We start from the raw sequence: 14,963 nt of genomic DNA on the forward strand, positions 1-14,963 counted from the left end.
CCCATGGCTGCCAAAGTCCTGCTGGTCGAAGATGACCGTGCCCTGCGCGAAGCCCTGGCCGATACCTTGTCATTGGGTGGGTATAACTACCGTGCTGTGGACTGTGCCGAGGCTGCGTTACTGGCCTTGGAGCAAGAATCGTTCGGTCTGGTGGTGAGTGACGTGAACATGCCGGGCATGGATGGTCACCAACTGCTGGCGCTGATTCGTCAGCGCCAGCCGCAACTCCCGGTATTGTTGATGACCGCCTATGGCGCGGTCGAGCGTGCGGTGGATGCCATGCGCCAGGGCGCAGCTGACTATCTGGTCAAGCCGTTTGAGCCGAAGGCCTTGCTGGCATTGGTCGAGCGTCACGCGCTCGGTCGTTTGCTGGCCACTGAGCAGGACGGTCCGGTGGCATTGGAGCCAGCCAGCCTGCAGTTACTGGAGCTGGCCGCGCGGGTCGCGCAGAGCGATTCCACGGTACTGATCACCGGCGAGTCCGGCACAGGTAAAGAGGTACTGGCACGCTACATCCATCAACAGTCGCCGCGAGCGGCTAAGCCCTTTATCGCCATCAACTGTGCGGCGATTCCCGACAACATGCTCGAAGCCACCCTGTTTGGTCATGAGAAGGGGGCTTTTACCGGCGCCATCGCCAGTGCGCCGGGCAAGTTTGAGTTGGCAGAGGGCGGCACCATTTTGCTCGATGAAATTTCCGAGATGCCGCAGGGCTTGCAAGCCAAGTTGCTGCGCGTTCTGCAGGAGCGCGAAGTGGAGCGAGTGGGTGCGCGCAAGCCGATCTCGCTGGATATCCGTGTGCTGGCCACCAGTAACCGCGATCTGGCTGGCGAAGTCGCTGCGGGGCGTTTTCGCGAAGACCTCTACTATCGGCTGTCGGTCTTCCCGCTGGCGTGGCAGCCACTGCGTGAGCGTCCGGCGGATATTCTGCCGCTGGCCGAGCGACTGTTGGCCAAGTACGTCAAAAAAATGAATCACCCACCTGTTCGTCTGTCTGCGCAGGCTCAAAGCGGTCTGCTCAGTCATGCCTGGCCGGGTAACGTGCGTGAGCTGGACAATGCCATCCAGCGGGCGTTGATCCTGCAGCAGGGTGGCTTGATCCAGCCGCAGGATTTGTGTCTGACTGCCCCCATTGGTTTTGCTCCAGTTGCAGCGCCGAAGTTGGTAGCGCTGACCAGTGCTGTGCCGACAGCGGAGGAGCCTCCGCAGGCCGAGGGGGGGGATCTGGGTGAGGATCTACGCCGCCGCGAGTTCCAGGTAATTATCGATACCCTGAGGTCCGAGCGTGGTCGGCGCAAGGAGGCTGCCGAGCGCCTGGGTATCAGCCCGCGCACCTTGCGTTACAAGCTGGCGCAGATGCGTGATGCCGGCCTGGATGTGGAGGCCTATCTGTACGCCAGCTGAGCACTGCGGTTCGGCGCTTTTCGCGTTGAGCGGCAGGTTGGTTACATCGCTCGAGCCGCCTGAGCTGACTGCTCGGGCTTTTCCGTTTCTGCCGCCAAAGGTTTCCATGTGCAGTAGCGGCTAACTGGCACCCTTGTTGCAAATACATCTGCATAGCGCCGCGAAGTGTCAAAAATACTGCGGCCAGTGGAGGAAGATCATGAGCCAGGGTGTTCAATTCAATCGCTTGATGTTGGAAATGCGTTCCATGCAAGCCGAGGCCATGGCGCGGCAGAAGCCCGACGTCAGTACGCCGGAGCCTGGTGCGCCGAACTTCTCGGACATGCTCGGGCAGGCGGTGAACAAGGTCAACGAAACCCAACAGACTTCCAACCAGCTGGCGACGGCTTTTGAAATGGGCCAGAGCGGCGTCGACCTCAGCGATGTGATGATTGCCTCGCAGAAGGCCAGCGTATCGTTCCAGGCCATGACGCAGGTGCGCAACAAGCTGGTCCAGGCGTATCAAGACATCATGCAGATGCCGGTTTAAGGGTAGGTGCTGAATCATGGCTGAAGCCGCTGCTGCAAACGCACTGGCCACCACCGGTGGTGCTGACTCGAAGAAGCCACTTCTCGGTCTGGCCTTTCTAGAGAATCTCTCCGATATGTCGATGCTGCGGCAGATTGGCCTGCTGGTGGGGCTGGCGGCCAGCGTTGCGATCGGTTTCGCCGTGGTGCTCTGGTCGCAGCAGCCGGATTACCGTCCGCTATACGGCAGTCTTAACGGGATGGATGCTTCCCAGGTCATGGAAACTCTGGCGACCGCGGACATCGACTACACCGTCGAGCCCAACTCGGGGGCCTTGCTGGTCAAGGCCGAGGACATGGCGCGGGCGCGTATGCGCTTGGCTGCGGCCGGGGTGGCGCCGAGCGACAATAATATCGGCTTCGAGATTCTCGATCAGGAGCAGGGACTGGGTACCAGTCAGTTCATGGAGGCCACCCGCTACCGTCGGGGGCTGGAGGGGGAGCTGGCCCGCACAGTCTCAAGTCTCAACAACATCAAAGCCGCGCGGGTGCACCTGGCCATTCCGAAGGGCTCGGTGTTCGTGCGGGACGAGCGCAAGCCCAGCGCTTCGGTGCTGGTTGAGTTGTATTCAGGGCGCAGCCTGGAGCCGAGCCAGGTGATGGCTATCGTCAACCTGGTTGCCACCAGCGTGCCGGAGTTGGAGAAGGGGCAGGTCACCGTGGTTGACCAGAAAGGCAACCTGTTGTCCGACCAGCAGGAAATGTCCGCGCTGAGCATGGCCGGCAAGCAGTTCGATCACAGCCGCCGCCTGGAAAGCCTGTTTACCCAGCGCGTGCACAATATTCTGCAGCCGGTGCTGGGAACGGGCCGTTACAAGGCTGAAGTCTCGGCGGATGTGGATTTCAGTGCAGTGGAGTCCACCTCGGAAATGTTCAACCCGGATCAGCCGGCGTTGCGCAGCGAGCAACAGGTCAACGAGCAACGTAGCAGCAGTCTGCCGGCGCAAGGTGTACCGGGCGCCCTCAGTAATCAGCCGCCCGGCCCGGCAACCGCGCCGCAACAAGCCGGTGCGGCAGGCGCAGCGGCAGGAGCTATCGCGCCCGGCCAGCCGTTGGTGGACGTCAATGGCCAGCAGGTCATGGACCCGGCGACCGGTCAGCCGATGCTGGCACCGTTTCCAGCGGACAAGCGTGAGCAAGCCACGCGCAACTTTGAGCTGGATCGTTCGATCAGCCATACCAAGCAACAGCAGGGACGTTTGCGGCGTTTGTCGGTGGCTGTGGTGATCGACGATCAGCTCAAGCTCGATCCGGCCACTGGAGAAAGCAGCCGAGTGCCCTGGAGCAGCGATGAATTGGCCCGCTTTACTCGCCTGGTACAGGACTCGGTGGGTTTCGACGCCAGCCGTGGCGACAGCGTCAGCGTGATCAATACGCCGTTCTCCGTCGAGCAGGGCGAAGCAATCATAGAGATCCCGTTCTACACCCAGCCCTGGTTCTGGGACATCGTCAAACAAGTGCTCGGTGTCCTGTTCATCCTGGTGTTGGTGTTTGGCGTGCTGCGTCCGGTGCTGAATAACATCACCAGTGCTGGCAAGGGCCGCGAGCTGACGCGCGGCGGGCGCGGCAGTGATGTCGAACTCGGTGAGATGGGCGGTCTGGACGGTGAGTTATCGGCCGATCGGGTCAGCCTCGGTGGTCCGCAAAGCATCCTCCTGCCCAGCCCGACTGAGGGGTATGATGCACAGCTGAACGCAATCAAGAGCCTGGTGGCGGAAGACCCGGGCCGCGTGGCCCAGGTTGTGAAAGAGTGGATCAACGACGATGAGTGAAAATCGCACCCCAGCCAAGCTGAGCAAGGTCGACAAGGCCGCCATTCTCCTGCTCTCGCTCGGCGAGACGGATGCCGCTCAGGTATTGCGTCACCTCGGCCCCAAGGAAGTGCAACGGGTCGGCGTGGCCATGGCCGGTATGCGCAACGTACACCGCGAGCAGGTCGAGGTGGTGATGGGCGAATTCGTCGACATCGTCGGCGATCAGACCAGCGTGGGTGTGGGTGCCGATGGCTATATTCGCAAGATGCTGACCCAGGCGCTTGGCGAAGATAAGGCCGGAAACCTGATCGACCGGATCCTGCTCGGCGGCAGCACCAGTGGCCTGGACAGCCTGAAGTGGATGGAACCGCGCGCCGTGGCCGACGTGATCCGCCATGAGCACCCACAGATCCAGGCCATCGTGGTGGCTTACCTCGATCCCGACCAAGCCGGCGAAGTGCTCGCGCAGTTCGACCATAAGGTTCGTCTGGATATCGTCCTGCGCGTGTCGTCGCTGAACACCGTACAGCCGGCGGCGCTCAAGGAACTCAACCTGATTCTCGAGAAGCAATTCTCCGGCAGCTCCAACACCACCCGCGCCAGCCTGGGCGGGATCAAGCGAGCCGCCGATATCATGAACTTCCTCGACAGTTCGACCGAAGGTCAACTGATGGACTCGATCCGCGAAGTCGACGAAGACCTGTCGTCGCAGATCGAGGACCTGATGTTTGTCTTCGACAACCTTGCCGATGTCGATGATCGTGGCATCCAAGCGTTGCTGCGTGAAGTCTCCTCCGATGTGCTGGTGCTGGCGCTCAAGGGCGCGGATGAGGCGATCAAGGAAAAGGTCTTCAAGAACATGTCCAAGCGCGCCGCAGAACTGCTGCGTGATGATCTGGAAGCCAAGGGTCCTGTACGGGTCAGCGACGTGGAAACGGCGCAGAAGGAAATTCTCACTATCGCCCGCCGAATGGCCGAAGCCGGGGAAATTGTCCTGGGCGGCAAGGGCGGCGAAGAGATGGTTTAACCAGAGGTAGTCGCAGATGGCCCCCAAGGAAGTGCCTAGCGAGTTGATTCGCGCCAAGGACATCAGTGCGTTCGATCGCTGGTCGTTGCCCAGCTTCGACGAGGGCCGTGAGACGGCCGAGGAGGCGCTCGCGGCCGAAACGCCCGAAGCGGGCTCCGAACAGCAGCAGGAGCAGCTCGAGGTCGAGGAGGTTGCGCCGGAAGACGTCAAGCCTTTGACTCTGGATGAGCTGGAGGCAATTCGCCAGGATGCCTATAACGAAGGTTTCTCCACCGGCGAGAAGGACGGGTTTCGCGCCGGCCAACTGAAAGCCAAGCAGGAAGCCGACGCGGCTCTGGCACAGCGGCTAGGTGGTTTGGAACAGGTGATGAGCCAGTTGTTCGAGCCGATTGCCGAGCAGGACCAAGAGCTGGAAGTGGCCTTGGTCGATCTGGTCAGCCGCATGACCCGCGAAGTGATCCAGCGCGAGCTGAATAGCGACTCCAGTCAGATTCGGCAGATCCTGCGTGAGGCCTTGAAACTGTTACCCATGGGCGCCGACAACGTGCGTATCCACCTCAATCCGCAGGACTTCGAACTGGTCAAGGCGCTGCGTGAACGACATGAGGAAAGCTGGCGCATCCTTGAGGACGACGCCCTGTTGCCGGGTGGCTGTCGGGTCGAGAGCGAGCATAGTCTGATCGATGCGAGTATCGAAACTCGTCTCACTCAGGCGCTCAATCAGTTGTTCGAACAGCAGCGCGAACAAGCCGTACACCCGCTTGAAGCCGATATGCAGCTCGACCTCGACACGCCTGTAGCGCTGCCTGATGCGCCTTGAACGCACCAGCTTCGCCAAGCGCCTGGCCGGCTATAACGACGCGGTGCAGTTACCCAGTCAGCCCGTGGTCGAAGGCCATTTGTTACGTGTAGTGGGGCTGACCCTGGAGGCCGAAGGCCTGCGTGCCGCACTGGGTAGTCGCTGCCTGGTGATCAACAATGATGGCTACCACCCGGTGCAGGTCGAGGCCGAAGTGATGGGCTTCTCCAGCGGCAAAATCTACCTGATGCCGGTTGGCAGCCTGGCAGGCATCGCGCCGGGCGCGCGGGTCGTGCCGCTGCCCAATACCGGGCGTTTGCCGATGGGCAAGTCGATGCTCGGCCGAGTGCTGGACGGCACCGGTCAGGCACTGGATGGCAAGGGCCGGATGAAGGCCGAAGACTGGGTGCCGATGGATGGTCCGGTGATCAATCCGCTCAAGCGTCATCCGATCAATGAGCCCCTGGATGTCGGCATCCGCAGTATTAATGGCCTGCTCACGGTCGGCCGCGGCCAGCGTCTGGGTTTGTTCGCCGGCACCGGCGTTGGTAAGAGTGTGCTGCTCGGCATGATGACGCGTTTTACCGAGGCAGAGATCATTGTGGTCGGGTTGATCGGCGAGCGGGGGCGTGAGGTCAAGGAGTTCATCGACGAGATTCTCGGCGAGGAAGGGCTCAAGCGGTCGGTGGTGGTTGCATCGCCGGCCGATGATGCACCGTTGATGCGTCTACGTGCGGCGATGTACTGCACGCGCATCGCCGAGTACTTCCGCGACAAGGGCAAGAATGTCCTGCTGCTGATGGATTCCTTGACCCGTTTCGCCCAGGCTCAGCGGGAAATCGCCTTGGCCATCGGCGAGCCGCCAGCGACCAAGGGTTATCCGCCATCGGTGTTCGCCAAATTGCCCAAGCTGGTCGAGCGGGCTGGCAATGCAGAGGCTGGGGGCGGCTCGATCACGGCGTTCTACACGGTATTGTCCGAAGGCGATGATCAGCAGGACCCAATTGCCGATGCGGCGCGCGGAGTGCTCGACGGGCATATCGTGCTGTCGCGCCGTCTGGCCGAGGAGGGACACTATCCGGCCATCGACATCGAAGCCTCGATCAGCCGGGTGATGCCGCAGGTGGTGCCGCCCGAGCATCTACGCCACTCGCAACGGTTCAAGCAGCTATGGTCGCGCTATCAGCAGAGCCGCGACTTGATCAGCGTCGGCGCCTATGTGGCCGGGGGCGATGCCGATACCGATCTGGCCATCGCCCGCCAGCCAGTGATGGTCAACTATTTACGGCAGGGCTTGAGTGAGAGCGTCAACCTCGAACACAGCAGTGTTCAGCTGGCGGCGACCTTCAACCCTGCAGCCGCGCCGGTGTCATAACGCATGTCAAACAGTCGCGCCGCCCGGCTCGCACCGGTCATCAGCATGGCCGAACGGGCTGAGCGTGAAGCTGCTTTGCAGCTCGGCCATTGCCAAGGCTTGCTCAACCAGCAAGAAGTCAAGCTGGGCGAGCTGGAGCATTATCTGGCCGACTATCAGCAGCAGTGGCTGAGTGAGGGGCGGCAAGGCGTTTCTGGGCAGTGGCTGATGAACTATCAGCGTTTTCTATCGCAGTTGGAAATTGCCATTACTCAGCAAACTCAGACTGTGGCTTGGCACCGAACTAATCTGAATAAAATGCGCGAGCTCTGGCAGCAGCGTCATGCTCGGCTGGAGGGGCTGCGCAAACTGGTACAGCGCTATCTGGATGAAGCCCGTAAAGTCGAAGATAAGCGTGAGCAAAAGCTGCTCGATGAACTGGCGCAACGCATGACAGGGCACCATTCTGGCTGATTGACAGTTGCCGCTGGCGATCAGGGGTGCTACATCTTCATGGTGCGGACTGCTTGCGTGGCTCGTTCGAGTGCGCTCGATGCGTACGAGTGGGTTCGTTGACGATTTTTTTGCTGGATAAAGGAGTAGTTCATGGCCATCACCTCGCAGCCCTCGGCAGATGGGCAAGAGTTGACCATTGTGATTCAAGGACGTTTCGATTTCGGCGCGCACCAGGAGTTTCGTGACGCTTACGAGCGGGTTGATCGTAGTCCTGAGCGCTATATTGTCGACCTTAAGGGCACCAGCTACCTCGACAGTTCAGCGCTGGGTATGTTGCTGTTACTACGCGATCATGCTGGCGGCGATCACGCACAAATACGTCTGCTCAACTGCAACCCGGATGTGCGCAAGATTCTCGCCATCTCAAATTTCGAGCAATTGTTCAAAATCGCCTAATCAGAGCCTGCAGCCATGCCTGCACGTCTGACTGTGCTGATCGCCGAAGATAACGCTGCCGATCGCATGCTGCTGTCGACCATCGTCAGTCGTCAGGGGCACCGTACCTTGACTGCCAGTAATGGCCTGGAGGCGGTCGCCTTGTTCGAGCAGGAGCGGCCACAACTGGTGTTGATGGATGCGCTGATGCCGCTGATGGACGGCTTCGAGGCCGCGCGGCGAATCAAGCAGATGGCCGGTGAAGAGTTGGTGCCGATCATCTTCCTGACCTCTCTGACCGAGGGTGAAGCTCTGGTGCGTTGCCTGGAGGCCGGTGGCGACGACTTTCTCGCCAAACCATACAACCGGGTGATCCTCGAAGCCAAGATCAACGCCATGGACCGTCTGCGCCGTTTGCAGGACACGGTGCTGCAGCAGCGCGACTTGATCGCCAAACATAATGAGCATTTGCTCAGCGAGCAGCGCGTGGCCAAGGCGGTATTCGACAAGGTCGCGCACTCCGGTTGTCTCGACTCCCCCAGTATCCGCTACCTGCAGTCACCTTACGCGGTGTTCAACGGCGACTTGCTGCTCGCGGCGTTCAAACCCTCTGGCGGCATGCATGTGCTGCTCGGTGATTTCACCGGTCACGGTCTGCCGGCGGCAATCGGTGCCATGCCTGTAGCCGAAGTGTTCTATGGCATGACCGCCAAAGGGCATTCCCTGACGGAGATCCTTCGTGAGATCAACGCCAAGCTCAAGCGCATCCTGCCAGTAGGCGTGTTTTGCTGCGCCACGTTGCTGAACATCAGTTTTCAGCGTCGGCTGGTGGAGGTGTGGAATGGTGGTTTGCCGGATGGCTACTTGCAGCGTGCCGGCACCTCTACCCGTACTCCGCTGGTGTCGCGGCACCTGCCTTTGGGCGTGTTGACGCCTGCGGCGTTCAATGATCAGTGCGAGTTCTACCCGCTTGAGTTGGGCGACCGGATTTTTCTGCTGTCCGATGGCGTGCTGGAAGCGTGCAACAGCCAGGGCGAGCTATTTGGCGAGGCGCGACTGCTTGAGGTGTTTGCCAACAACCACGAACCGGCACAGTTGTTTGTGGAAATTCAGCAGGCACTGACACGTTTTCGTGGCGAGTTGCATGACGACGTCAGTTTGGTCGAGATCAGTTTGCTTGATGAGGGTATCCCGAGCCGTCCGCCATTGGTTTTCGCTGACAGTGGGCAAAACAGTCCGTTGGATTGGTCGGCGACCTTCGAGTTTCGCGGCGAGACCTTGCGGCGTTTCAATCCGCTGCCGTTTCTCTTGCAATTGTTGCTCGAGGTTCAGGGGCTGCGCCCGCAAGCTGGCGTGCTCTTCACTGTCTTCGCAGAGCTCTATTCGAATGCCCTGGAACATGGTGTGCTGGGCTTGGATTCGGCGCTGAAGTGTGACGCCAAGGGTTTTGCCGAGTATTACCGGCAGCGCAGTGAGCGCCTGGCCAACTTGGAGGAGGGTTACGTACGCTTCCATCTGCAGATAGTGCCCGAGCCAAACGGTGGGCGACTGATCCTGCGGATCGAAGACAGTGGTCAGGGGTTTGATGGGCCGGCGATTCTCCGGCAGCAACTGGGTATCGACAGCCTGTGTGGACGCGGCCTGGCCTTGGTTCGCCAGCTCAGCGAACGCTGTACCTGGCCTGCCGATGGCAAGGGGGTGAGCGTAGAGTTTTCCTGGTCGCGTGGGCATAATTGAGCGCTTTTTGATCGAGGGGTGTGCGGGTGGCCGATATTCATCTCGACAGCGCTGTGCTGGCTGTTTTGCAGGACATCATGGGGGACGAGTATGCGGTGTTGCTGGAGACCTTTCTGGCCGACTCCGAAGAGCGTTTGCGCTTGCTGCGTCAGGCCGAAATGACGGCGGATGCACAGAGTCTGCGTTTGGCTGCGCATAGCTTCAAGGGGAGCTGCAGTAATATGGGGGCGCTCCTGCTGGCGGGTTTGTGCAAGGAACTGGAAGACATCGGACAACGTCAGGCGTTGCCCGAAGCGCCCGTGCTACTTGAGCAGATTGAACGGGAATTCGCCATCGTGCGTATCTTGTTTAAATCCGAGCTTCAGCGTTATCGCGCGTAGTGGTGGCGATATATCCCCCCCTGCTTAGGCCGTTTCAATAGCTTTCACGAGTGAGCAGTCTCGCCGTATTTAGCGCTTTGTTGAAACTGGCCCGGCTATTGCTAATACCTCTCTACGAACCACCCCGTGCGGAGAGTATCCATGTCCGTTGCCCCCGATGTGCTCCTCAGGTCAGCACCTGAAATAAAGCCGAAAACCTCTGCGGCCAAAGCCCCGGTGAAAGCCGCCGAACCTAGCAGGAACGAGGCTTCCAGCTTTGCTCAGGTATATGCCAAGGAGCGCCAGGCAAACGCTGCGGCGCGCAGTGACGCACCCGCTAAGTCCGCTCGCGAGTCGACGTCCGAGGCGGAACAAACTAAAGAGACAGAAGATGATCTGCCCATCGCCGCTGCCGCTGAGCAGTCGTCGCTTGCCGATAGCGGCAAGTCTTTGCCGAGTGCTCCGGCATTAGAGGATCCCGCCCTCGATGAGCTACTGCTGATGGGCATGGCTGGGCAGTCCCCGCTCGAGGCTGAGATTGTCGATCCAGTTCTGGACGAAGCCAGTGCGACGCAATCGCTATCTTCAGCCAGTTTGATCAGCTCCGGGCCGGCAAGCATGACCGAAGCGAGCTTCGACCCTGAGCTGGATGCATTGAATCAGCTGCCAGGGGTGCGAATGGCCTTGGAACTGGGTAAAAAGGCCCAGGCCGTGACGGCTGAGCAGAGCTCCTCGGGCGTTATGGCTCAGCAGGCGGCGCTCAATCCTGCACAGGGTTTTAGCAACGCAATGGCCGCCATGGGGGCGCAGCAATCATCAGGTGATATTGCAGAAGGGGTCGATGTCCCACTGATTGAGTTGACTGCCGAAGGCCTGGAGGCGCTCAAGGAGAGTGCCGCCGACTCGCGGCCGGAAAACTTCGTCAGCAAGCTCAGTGCTTTGAGTCAGGCGGTTGCTCAGTCGGCCGCGCCGGCACCGCGAGCCGGAGTGATTCCGGGCCAGCCAGTGCCAATGCAGCAGGCGGGATGGAGTGAGGCTGTTGTGGACAGGGTGATGTGGCTGTCCAGTCAGAATCTGAAGTCCGCTGAGATTCAGCTTGATCCTGCTGAGTTAGGGCGTATGGAAGTACGCATCAGCATGAGCCAGGAGCAGGCCCAAGTAACCTTCTCCAGCCCTCATGCGGGGGTTCGCGAGGCGCTGGAAGGGCAGATGCATCGCTTGCGCGAACTGTTCACTCAGCAAGGCATGAGCCTGCTGGACGTGAATGTTTCCGACCAGTCGTTGAATCGCGGTGGGCAGGGTCAGGATAGTGGTGGAGGACGTAACGGTGGCGGTAATGAGTCGTTAGCTTCTGCTGATGACGAGCTTGTGCACAACCCCGTCGAATTGAGGAACAACCCACTGAGCGGCGGCCGCGGCATGGTCGACTATTACGCTTAGCGTTTGAGCTTTAGTGCTTGCGGCACTGTAGTCGACTGCCCCACTGATCTAAACTGCGCTTCGCCCGCCTCCCGCATGGGAGGCGGGCGAAGTAGTTTTAGGGTGACAGAGGGTGACTGGGCTGGTATATCCGCAACCCCTCTTTGAGCGCTCTACGCGCTTGGCCATTCACCTGCGATGTGGCGTGTAATGGTGGTGGGCGGTGTCTGCTCCTGGGATGGCGTGCAGGTTCTTGCCCTGTTCGCGGTGTCTGGTTAAGGCTCGTGAGAGCCTCAGCCTGAGGTAATCAGGTATTCACTGCGAGTTGGATAATTACAAGCTGGCATAACACTTGCTCCTAACCCTTTGAAAGCGGATAGAACTCCGATCAGTGACGGATTTTTGGCATGGCTAAGAACGAAGCAGCGGAAGACTCGGACAACGCCGAGGCAAAACCAGCGGGCAAAATGAAATTGATCATCTTGATCGTGGTAGCTCTGCTGCTGGCGGTGGGCTTGTCGATTGGTGGAACCTGGTTCTTCCTGGGAAAAGACTCGGCTCCTGATGAGGCCAAGGCGCAAGCCGGCGCAGAACAGGGTGCGGATAGCGGTACGCCGTTGAACAAGACGGCGATTTACGAAGAGCTGGCACCGGCCTTTGTGGTCAACTTCACCTACAATGGCCGCCCGCGCTATATGCAGGTCAGCGTTGCCTTGATGACCCGGGATCAGGCGGCGTTGGATGCGCTCAAGGTGCATATGCCGGTTCTGCGTAACCGCTTGGTGATGTTGTTTTCCAATCAGGATTTCGAGGCCTTGATCACTCCGGTGGGCAAGGAAATGCTGCGCCAGCAGGCCACGGCTAGCGTGCAGGAACTGGCGCAGAAAGAGACGGGCAATCTGGCCGTCGAGCAAGTGCTGTTCACCAATTTAGTATTGCAGTAGCCGGGAGCTAGCCATGTCTGTGCAAGACCTGCTTTCCCAGGATGAAATCGATGCGCTGCTGCATGGCGTCGATGACGGGGCGGTCGAGACCGAGGACGCCGCGGAACCGGGTAGCGTCAAGCAATATGATCTGACCAGTCAGGATCGCATCGTCCGCGGACGCATGCCGACCCTGGAGATGATCAACGAACGTTTCGCCCGTTACACCCGTATCAGCATGTTCAACCTGCTGCGTCGCTCGGCGGATGTCGCTGTGGGCGGGGTGCAGGTGATGAAGTTTGGCGAGTATGTGCACTCCTTGTACGTACCGACCAGTCTCAATCTGGTGAAGATGAAACCACTGCGCGGCACTGGGCTGTTCATTCTCGATGCCCGCTTGGTTTTCAAACTGGTTGATAACTTCTTCGGGGGTGACGGCCGGCATGCCAAGATCGAAGGCCGGGAATTCACTCCCACCGAATTACGTGTGGTGCGCATGGTCCTGGATCAGGCCTTTATCGACCTGAAAGAGGCCTGGCATGCGGTCATGGACATTAATTTCGAGTACGTAAACTCGGAAGTGAACCCCGCGCTGGCTAACATCGTCAGCCCCAGCGAGGTGATCGTTGTCTCGACCTTCCATATTGAACTGGACGGCGGCGGCGGCGACCTGCATGTCACCATGCCGTACTCGATGATCGAGCCGATCCGCGAGATGCTCGATGCCGGTTTCCAGTCAGATGTCGATGATCAGGACGAGCGCTGGGTCAAAGCGCTGCGCGAAGACATTCTCGATGTCAGCGTGCCGCTTGGCGCTACGGTGGTTCGGCGCCAGTTGAAATTGCGCGACATCCTCAATATGCAACCCGGTGACGTGATTCCGGTAGAAATGCCCGACAACATGACTTTGCGTGCCAGCGGCGTGCCGGCCTTCAAGGTCAAGCTCGGTGCACATAAAGGCAATCTGGCGTTGCAAGTGCTAGAGCCGATCGAGCGCCAGCGCTAAGCGTTCGCCAAACCCATACTAGCCAGCCGAGGACAAACGATGGCAGACGAAAACGAAAATACCTCACCCGAGGAGCAGGCGCTGGCGGATGAGTGGGCTGCGGCGTTGAGCGAGGCTGGTGATGCCGATCAGGACGACATCGATGCCATGCTTGCGGCGGGGGGGGGGGGCGGGGGGGGGGGGCGCGGCCGCGGCACCCGCCGCGCCACGGGCGCCGATGGAAGAGTTTGGCAGTGCCCCCAAGGCCAATCTGCCGGTCAACCTGGATGGGCCGAACCTGGATGTGATTCTGGACATCCCGGTGTCGATCTCCATGGAAGTCGGCAATGCCGATATCACCATCCGCAACCTGTTACAGCTCAATCAGGGCTCGGTGATAGAACTCGACCGCCTGGCTGGCGAGCCGTTGGATGTGCTGGTCAATGGCACCCTGATCGCCCATGGCGAAGTGGTGGTGGTCAACGAGAAGTTTGGCATCCGCCTGACCGATGTAATAAGTCCGACCGAACGCATCAAGAAGCTGCGCTAAGAGCATGGCTAAATTCCTTGCTCTGCTCCTGATGCTGCCACTCACTGCCCTGGCCGCGGAGCCGGCGACCCAGGCGGCGGCCCCCATGACCACCAGCGCCGGCAGTCTGGTGCAGTTGCTGCTCGGCTTGCTGCTGGTCATCGGATTGATTTTTCTGTTGGCCTGGCTGATGCGCCGGGTCCAGCAGATTGGCCCGCGTGGTGGCCAGGTGATCAAGGTGGTGGCCAGCCAGGCCCTCGGTCCGCGTGATCGCCTGGTGCTGGTGCAGGTTGGGGGCGAGCAGATTTTGCTCGGTCTCAGCGCGGGGCGCATCAGCCCCTTGCATGTGCTGAGCGAGCCGGTGCACTTGCCCGATGGAGAGCCGGCTTCGGCCGAGTTCGCCCAGCGCTTGATGGAGCTGCTAGGCAAGGATCAGAAGGACAAGTCTTGATGAGCGCGTTGCGCCTGCTGTTGGTTCTGCTGTTCAGCCTGCTGACACCCCTGGCGTTCGCAGCGGAAAGCCCGTTGTCGATTCCGGCGATCACTTTAAGCACTGACGCCGCAGGGCAGCAGGAGTACTCAGTCAGCCTGCAGATCCTGCTGATCATGACGGCGCTGAGCTTTATTCCCGCCTTCCTGATGCTGATGACCAGTTTCACCCGGATCATCATCGTGTTCTCCATCCTGCGTCAGGCGCTGGGCCTGCAACAGACGCCGTCAAACCAGCTGCTGGTCGGCCTGGCGCTGTTTCTCACCATGTTCATCATGGCGCCGGTGTTCGAACAGATTAACCGCGACGCCCTGCAGCCTTATCTTAACGAGCAGTTGCCGGCCCAGGAGGCCATCCTCAAGGCTGAGGGGCCGATCAAGAACTTCATGCTGATGCAGACCCGCGAGAGCGATCTGGAGTTGTTCGTGCGCCTTTCCAAGCGTACCGATATTGCCAGCCCGGATGACGCCCCGCTGACTATCCTGATACCAGCATTTGTCACCTCCGAGCTGAAAACTGCCTTCCAGATCGGCTTCATGATTTTCATTCCATTCCTGATCATCGACATGGTGGTGGCCAGCATCCTTATGGCCATGGGCATGATGATGTTGTCGCCCCTGATCATCTCGCTGCCGTTCAAGATCATGTTGTTCGTCTTGATCGATGGCTGGGCACTGATCATGGGCACCCTGGCCAGCAGTTTCGGCACCGTATGACGAGGCCCG

The 14,963-nt window shown here is 60.0% G+C and carries 15 protein-coding genes and 1 pseudogene; all 16 read left to right on the plus strand.

Translation table 11 applies throughout. From position 1 onward, the window contains the following. Window positions 1-3: 3 nt before the first annotated feature. The 16 genes and pseudogenes from fleR (at window position 4) to fliP (ending at window position 14,954) form a co-directional block, all read left to right on the plus strand. Window positions 4-1,404 carry a sigma-54-dependent response regulator transcription factor FleR gene (gene fleR / locus TMS3_RS11600; RefSeq protein ID WP_025165447.1) on the plus strand — a complete coding sequence of 467 codons (1,401 nt, stop codon included), beginning with the start codon at window positions 4-6 and terminating at the stop codon, window positions 1,402-1,404. 199 nt (window positions 1,405-1,603) lie between these two features. Beyond that, the gene (gene fliE, locus TMS3_RS11605) at window positions 1,604-1,933 is read left to right on the plus strand and encodes a flagellar hook-basal body complex protein FliE (protein ID WP_025165448.1); all 330 of its coding nucleotides are present in this window, start codon (window positions 1,604-1,606) and stop codon (window positions 1,931-1,933) included. A gap of 16 nt (window positions 1,934-1,949) precedes the next feature. Continuing rightward, window positions 1,950-3,743 carry a flagellar basal-body MS-ring/collar protein FliF gene (gene fliF / locus TMS3_RS11610; protein ID WP_025165449.1) on the plus strand — a complete coding sequence of 598 codons (1,794 nt, stop codon included), beginning with the start codon at window positions 1,950-1,952 and terminating at the stop codon, window positions 3,741-3,743. Then, the gene (gene fliG, locus TMS3_RS11615) at window positions 3,736-4,752 is read left to right on the plus strand and encodes a flagellar motor switch protein FliG (RefSeq protein WP_025165450.1); all 1,017 of its coding nucleotides are present in this window, start codon (window positions 3,736-3,738) and stop codon (window positions 4,750-4,752) included. Before fliF ends, fliG begins: the two co-directional genes overlap by 8 nt. Window positions 4,753-4,768: 16 nt before the next feature. Beyond that, window positions 4,769-5,572: a flagellar assembly protein FliH gene (gene fliH / locus TMS3_RS11620; protein ID WP_025165451.1), complete on the plus strand. Its 804-nt coding sequence runs from the start codon at window positions 4,769-4,771 to the stop codon at window positions 5,570-5,572. Next, window positions 5,562-6,926, plus strand: a complete 1,365-nt coding sequence (fliI, locus tag TMS3_RS11625; protein WP_025165452.1) for a flagellar protein export ATPase FliI — start codon at window positions 5,562-5,564, stop codon at window positions 6,924-6,926. Before fliH ends, fliI begins: the two co-directional genes overlap by 11 nt. A 3-nt stretch (window positions 6,927-6,929) precedes the next feature. Continuing rightward, window positions 6,930-7,379, plus strand: a complete 450-nt coding sequence (gene fliJ, locus TMS3_RS11630; protein WP_025165453.1) for a flagellar export protein FliJ — start codon at window positions 6,930-6,932, stop codon at window positions 7,377-7,379. Between the two features lie 132 nt (window positions 7,380-7,511). Then, window positions 7,512-7,817, plus strand: coding sequence for an STAS domain-containing protein (locus tag TMS3_RS11635; RefSeq protein WP_025165454.1), 306 nt, complete (start codon window positions 7,512-7,514; stop codon window positions 7,815-7,817). Window positions 7,818-7,832: 15 nt separating this feature from the next. Continuing rightward, window positions 7,833-9,533, plus strand: a complete 1,701-nt coding sequence (locus TMS3_RS11640; RefSeq protein ID WP_025165455.1) for a fused response regulator/phosphatase — start codon at window positions 7,833-7,835, stop codon at window positions 9,531-9,533. A 26-nt stretch (window positions 9,534-9,559) separates the two neighbouring features. Next, window positions 9,560-9,913 (plus strand): Hpt domain-containing protein, encoded by a 354-nt coding sequence (locus tag TMS3_RS11645; protein ID WP_025165456.1) that lies wholly within the window; start codon window positions 9,560-9,562, stop codon window positions 9,911-9,913. A gap of 141 nt (window positions 9,914-10,054) precedes the next feature. Then, the gene (locus TMS3_RS11650; RefSeq protein WP_025165457.1) at window positions 10,055-11,332 is read left to right on the plus strand and encodes a flagellar hook-length control protein FliK; all 1,278 of its coding nucleotides are present in this window, start codon (window positions 10,055-10,057) and stop codon (window positions 11,330-11,332) included. Between the two features lie 386 nt (window positions 11,333-11,718). Further along, a complete protein-coding gene (fliL, locus tag TMS3_RS11655; RefSeq protein ID WP_025165458.1) occupies window positions 11,719-12,255 on the plus strand; it encodes a flagellar basal body-associated protein FliL in 537 nt (178 codons plus the stop codon). A 13-nt stretch (window positions 12,256-12,268) separates the two neighbouring features. Further along, window positions 12,269-13,240 (plus strand): flagellar motor switch protein FliM, encoded by a 972-nt coding sequence (fliM, locus tag TMS3_RS11660; protein WP_025165459.1) that lies wholly within the window; start codon window positions 12,269-12,271, stop codon window positions 13,238-13,240. Between the two features lie 39 nt (window positions 13,241-13,279). Continuing rightward, window positions 13,280-13,769: pseudogene (fliN, locus tag TMS3_RS11665) on the plus strand (flagellar motor switch protein FliN). 4 nt (window positions 13,770-13,773) lie between these two features. Beyond that, window positions 13,774-14,199, plus strand: coding sequence for a flagellar biosynthetic protein FliO (gene fliO, locus TMS3_RS11670; RefSeq protein ID WP_025165460.1), 426 nt, complete (start codon window positions 13,774-13,776; stop codon window positions 14,197-14,199). Next, complete coding sequence (fliP, locus tag TMS3_RS11675) at window positions 14,199-14,954, plus strand: flagellar type III secretion system pore protein FliP (protein ID WP_025165461.1); 756 nt, start codon at window positions 14,199-14,201, stop codon at window positions 14,952-14,954. Before fliO ends, fliP begins: the two co-directional genes overlap by 1 nt. The last annotated feature ends 9 nt before the right edge of the window (window positions 14,955-14,963 follow it).

This window comes from Pseudomonas taeanensis MS-3 (assembly GCF_000498575.2).
In the GTDB taxonomy this organism is placed as follows: Bacteria; Pseudomonadota; Gammaproteobacteria; order Pseudomonadales; family Pseudomonadaceae; genus Aquipseudomonas; species Aquipseudomonas taeanensis.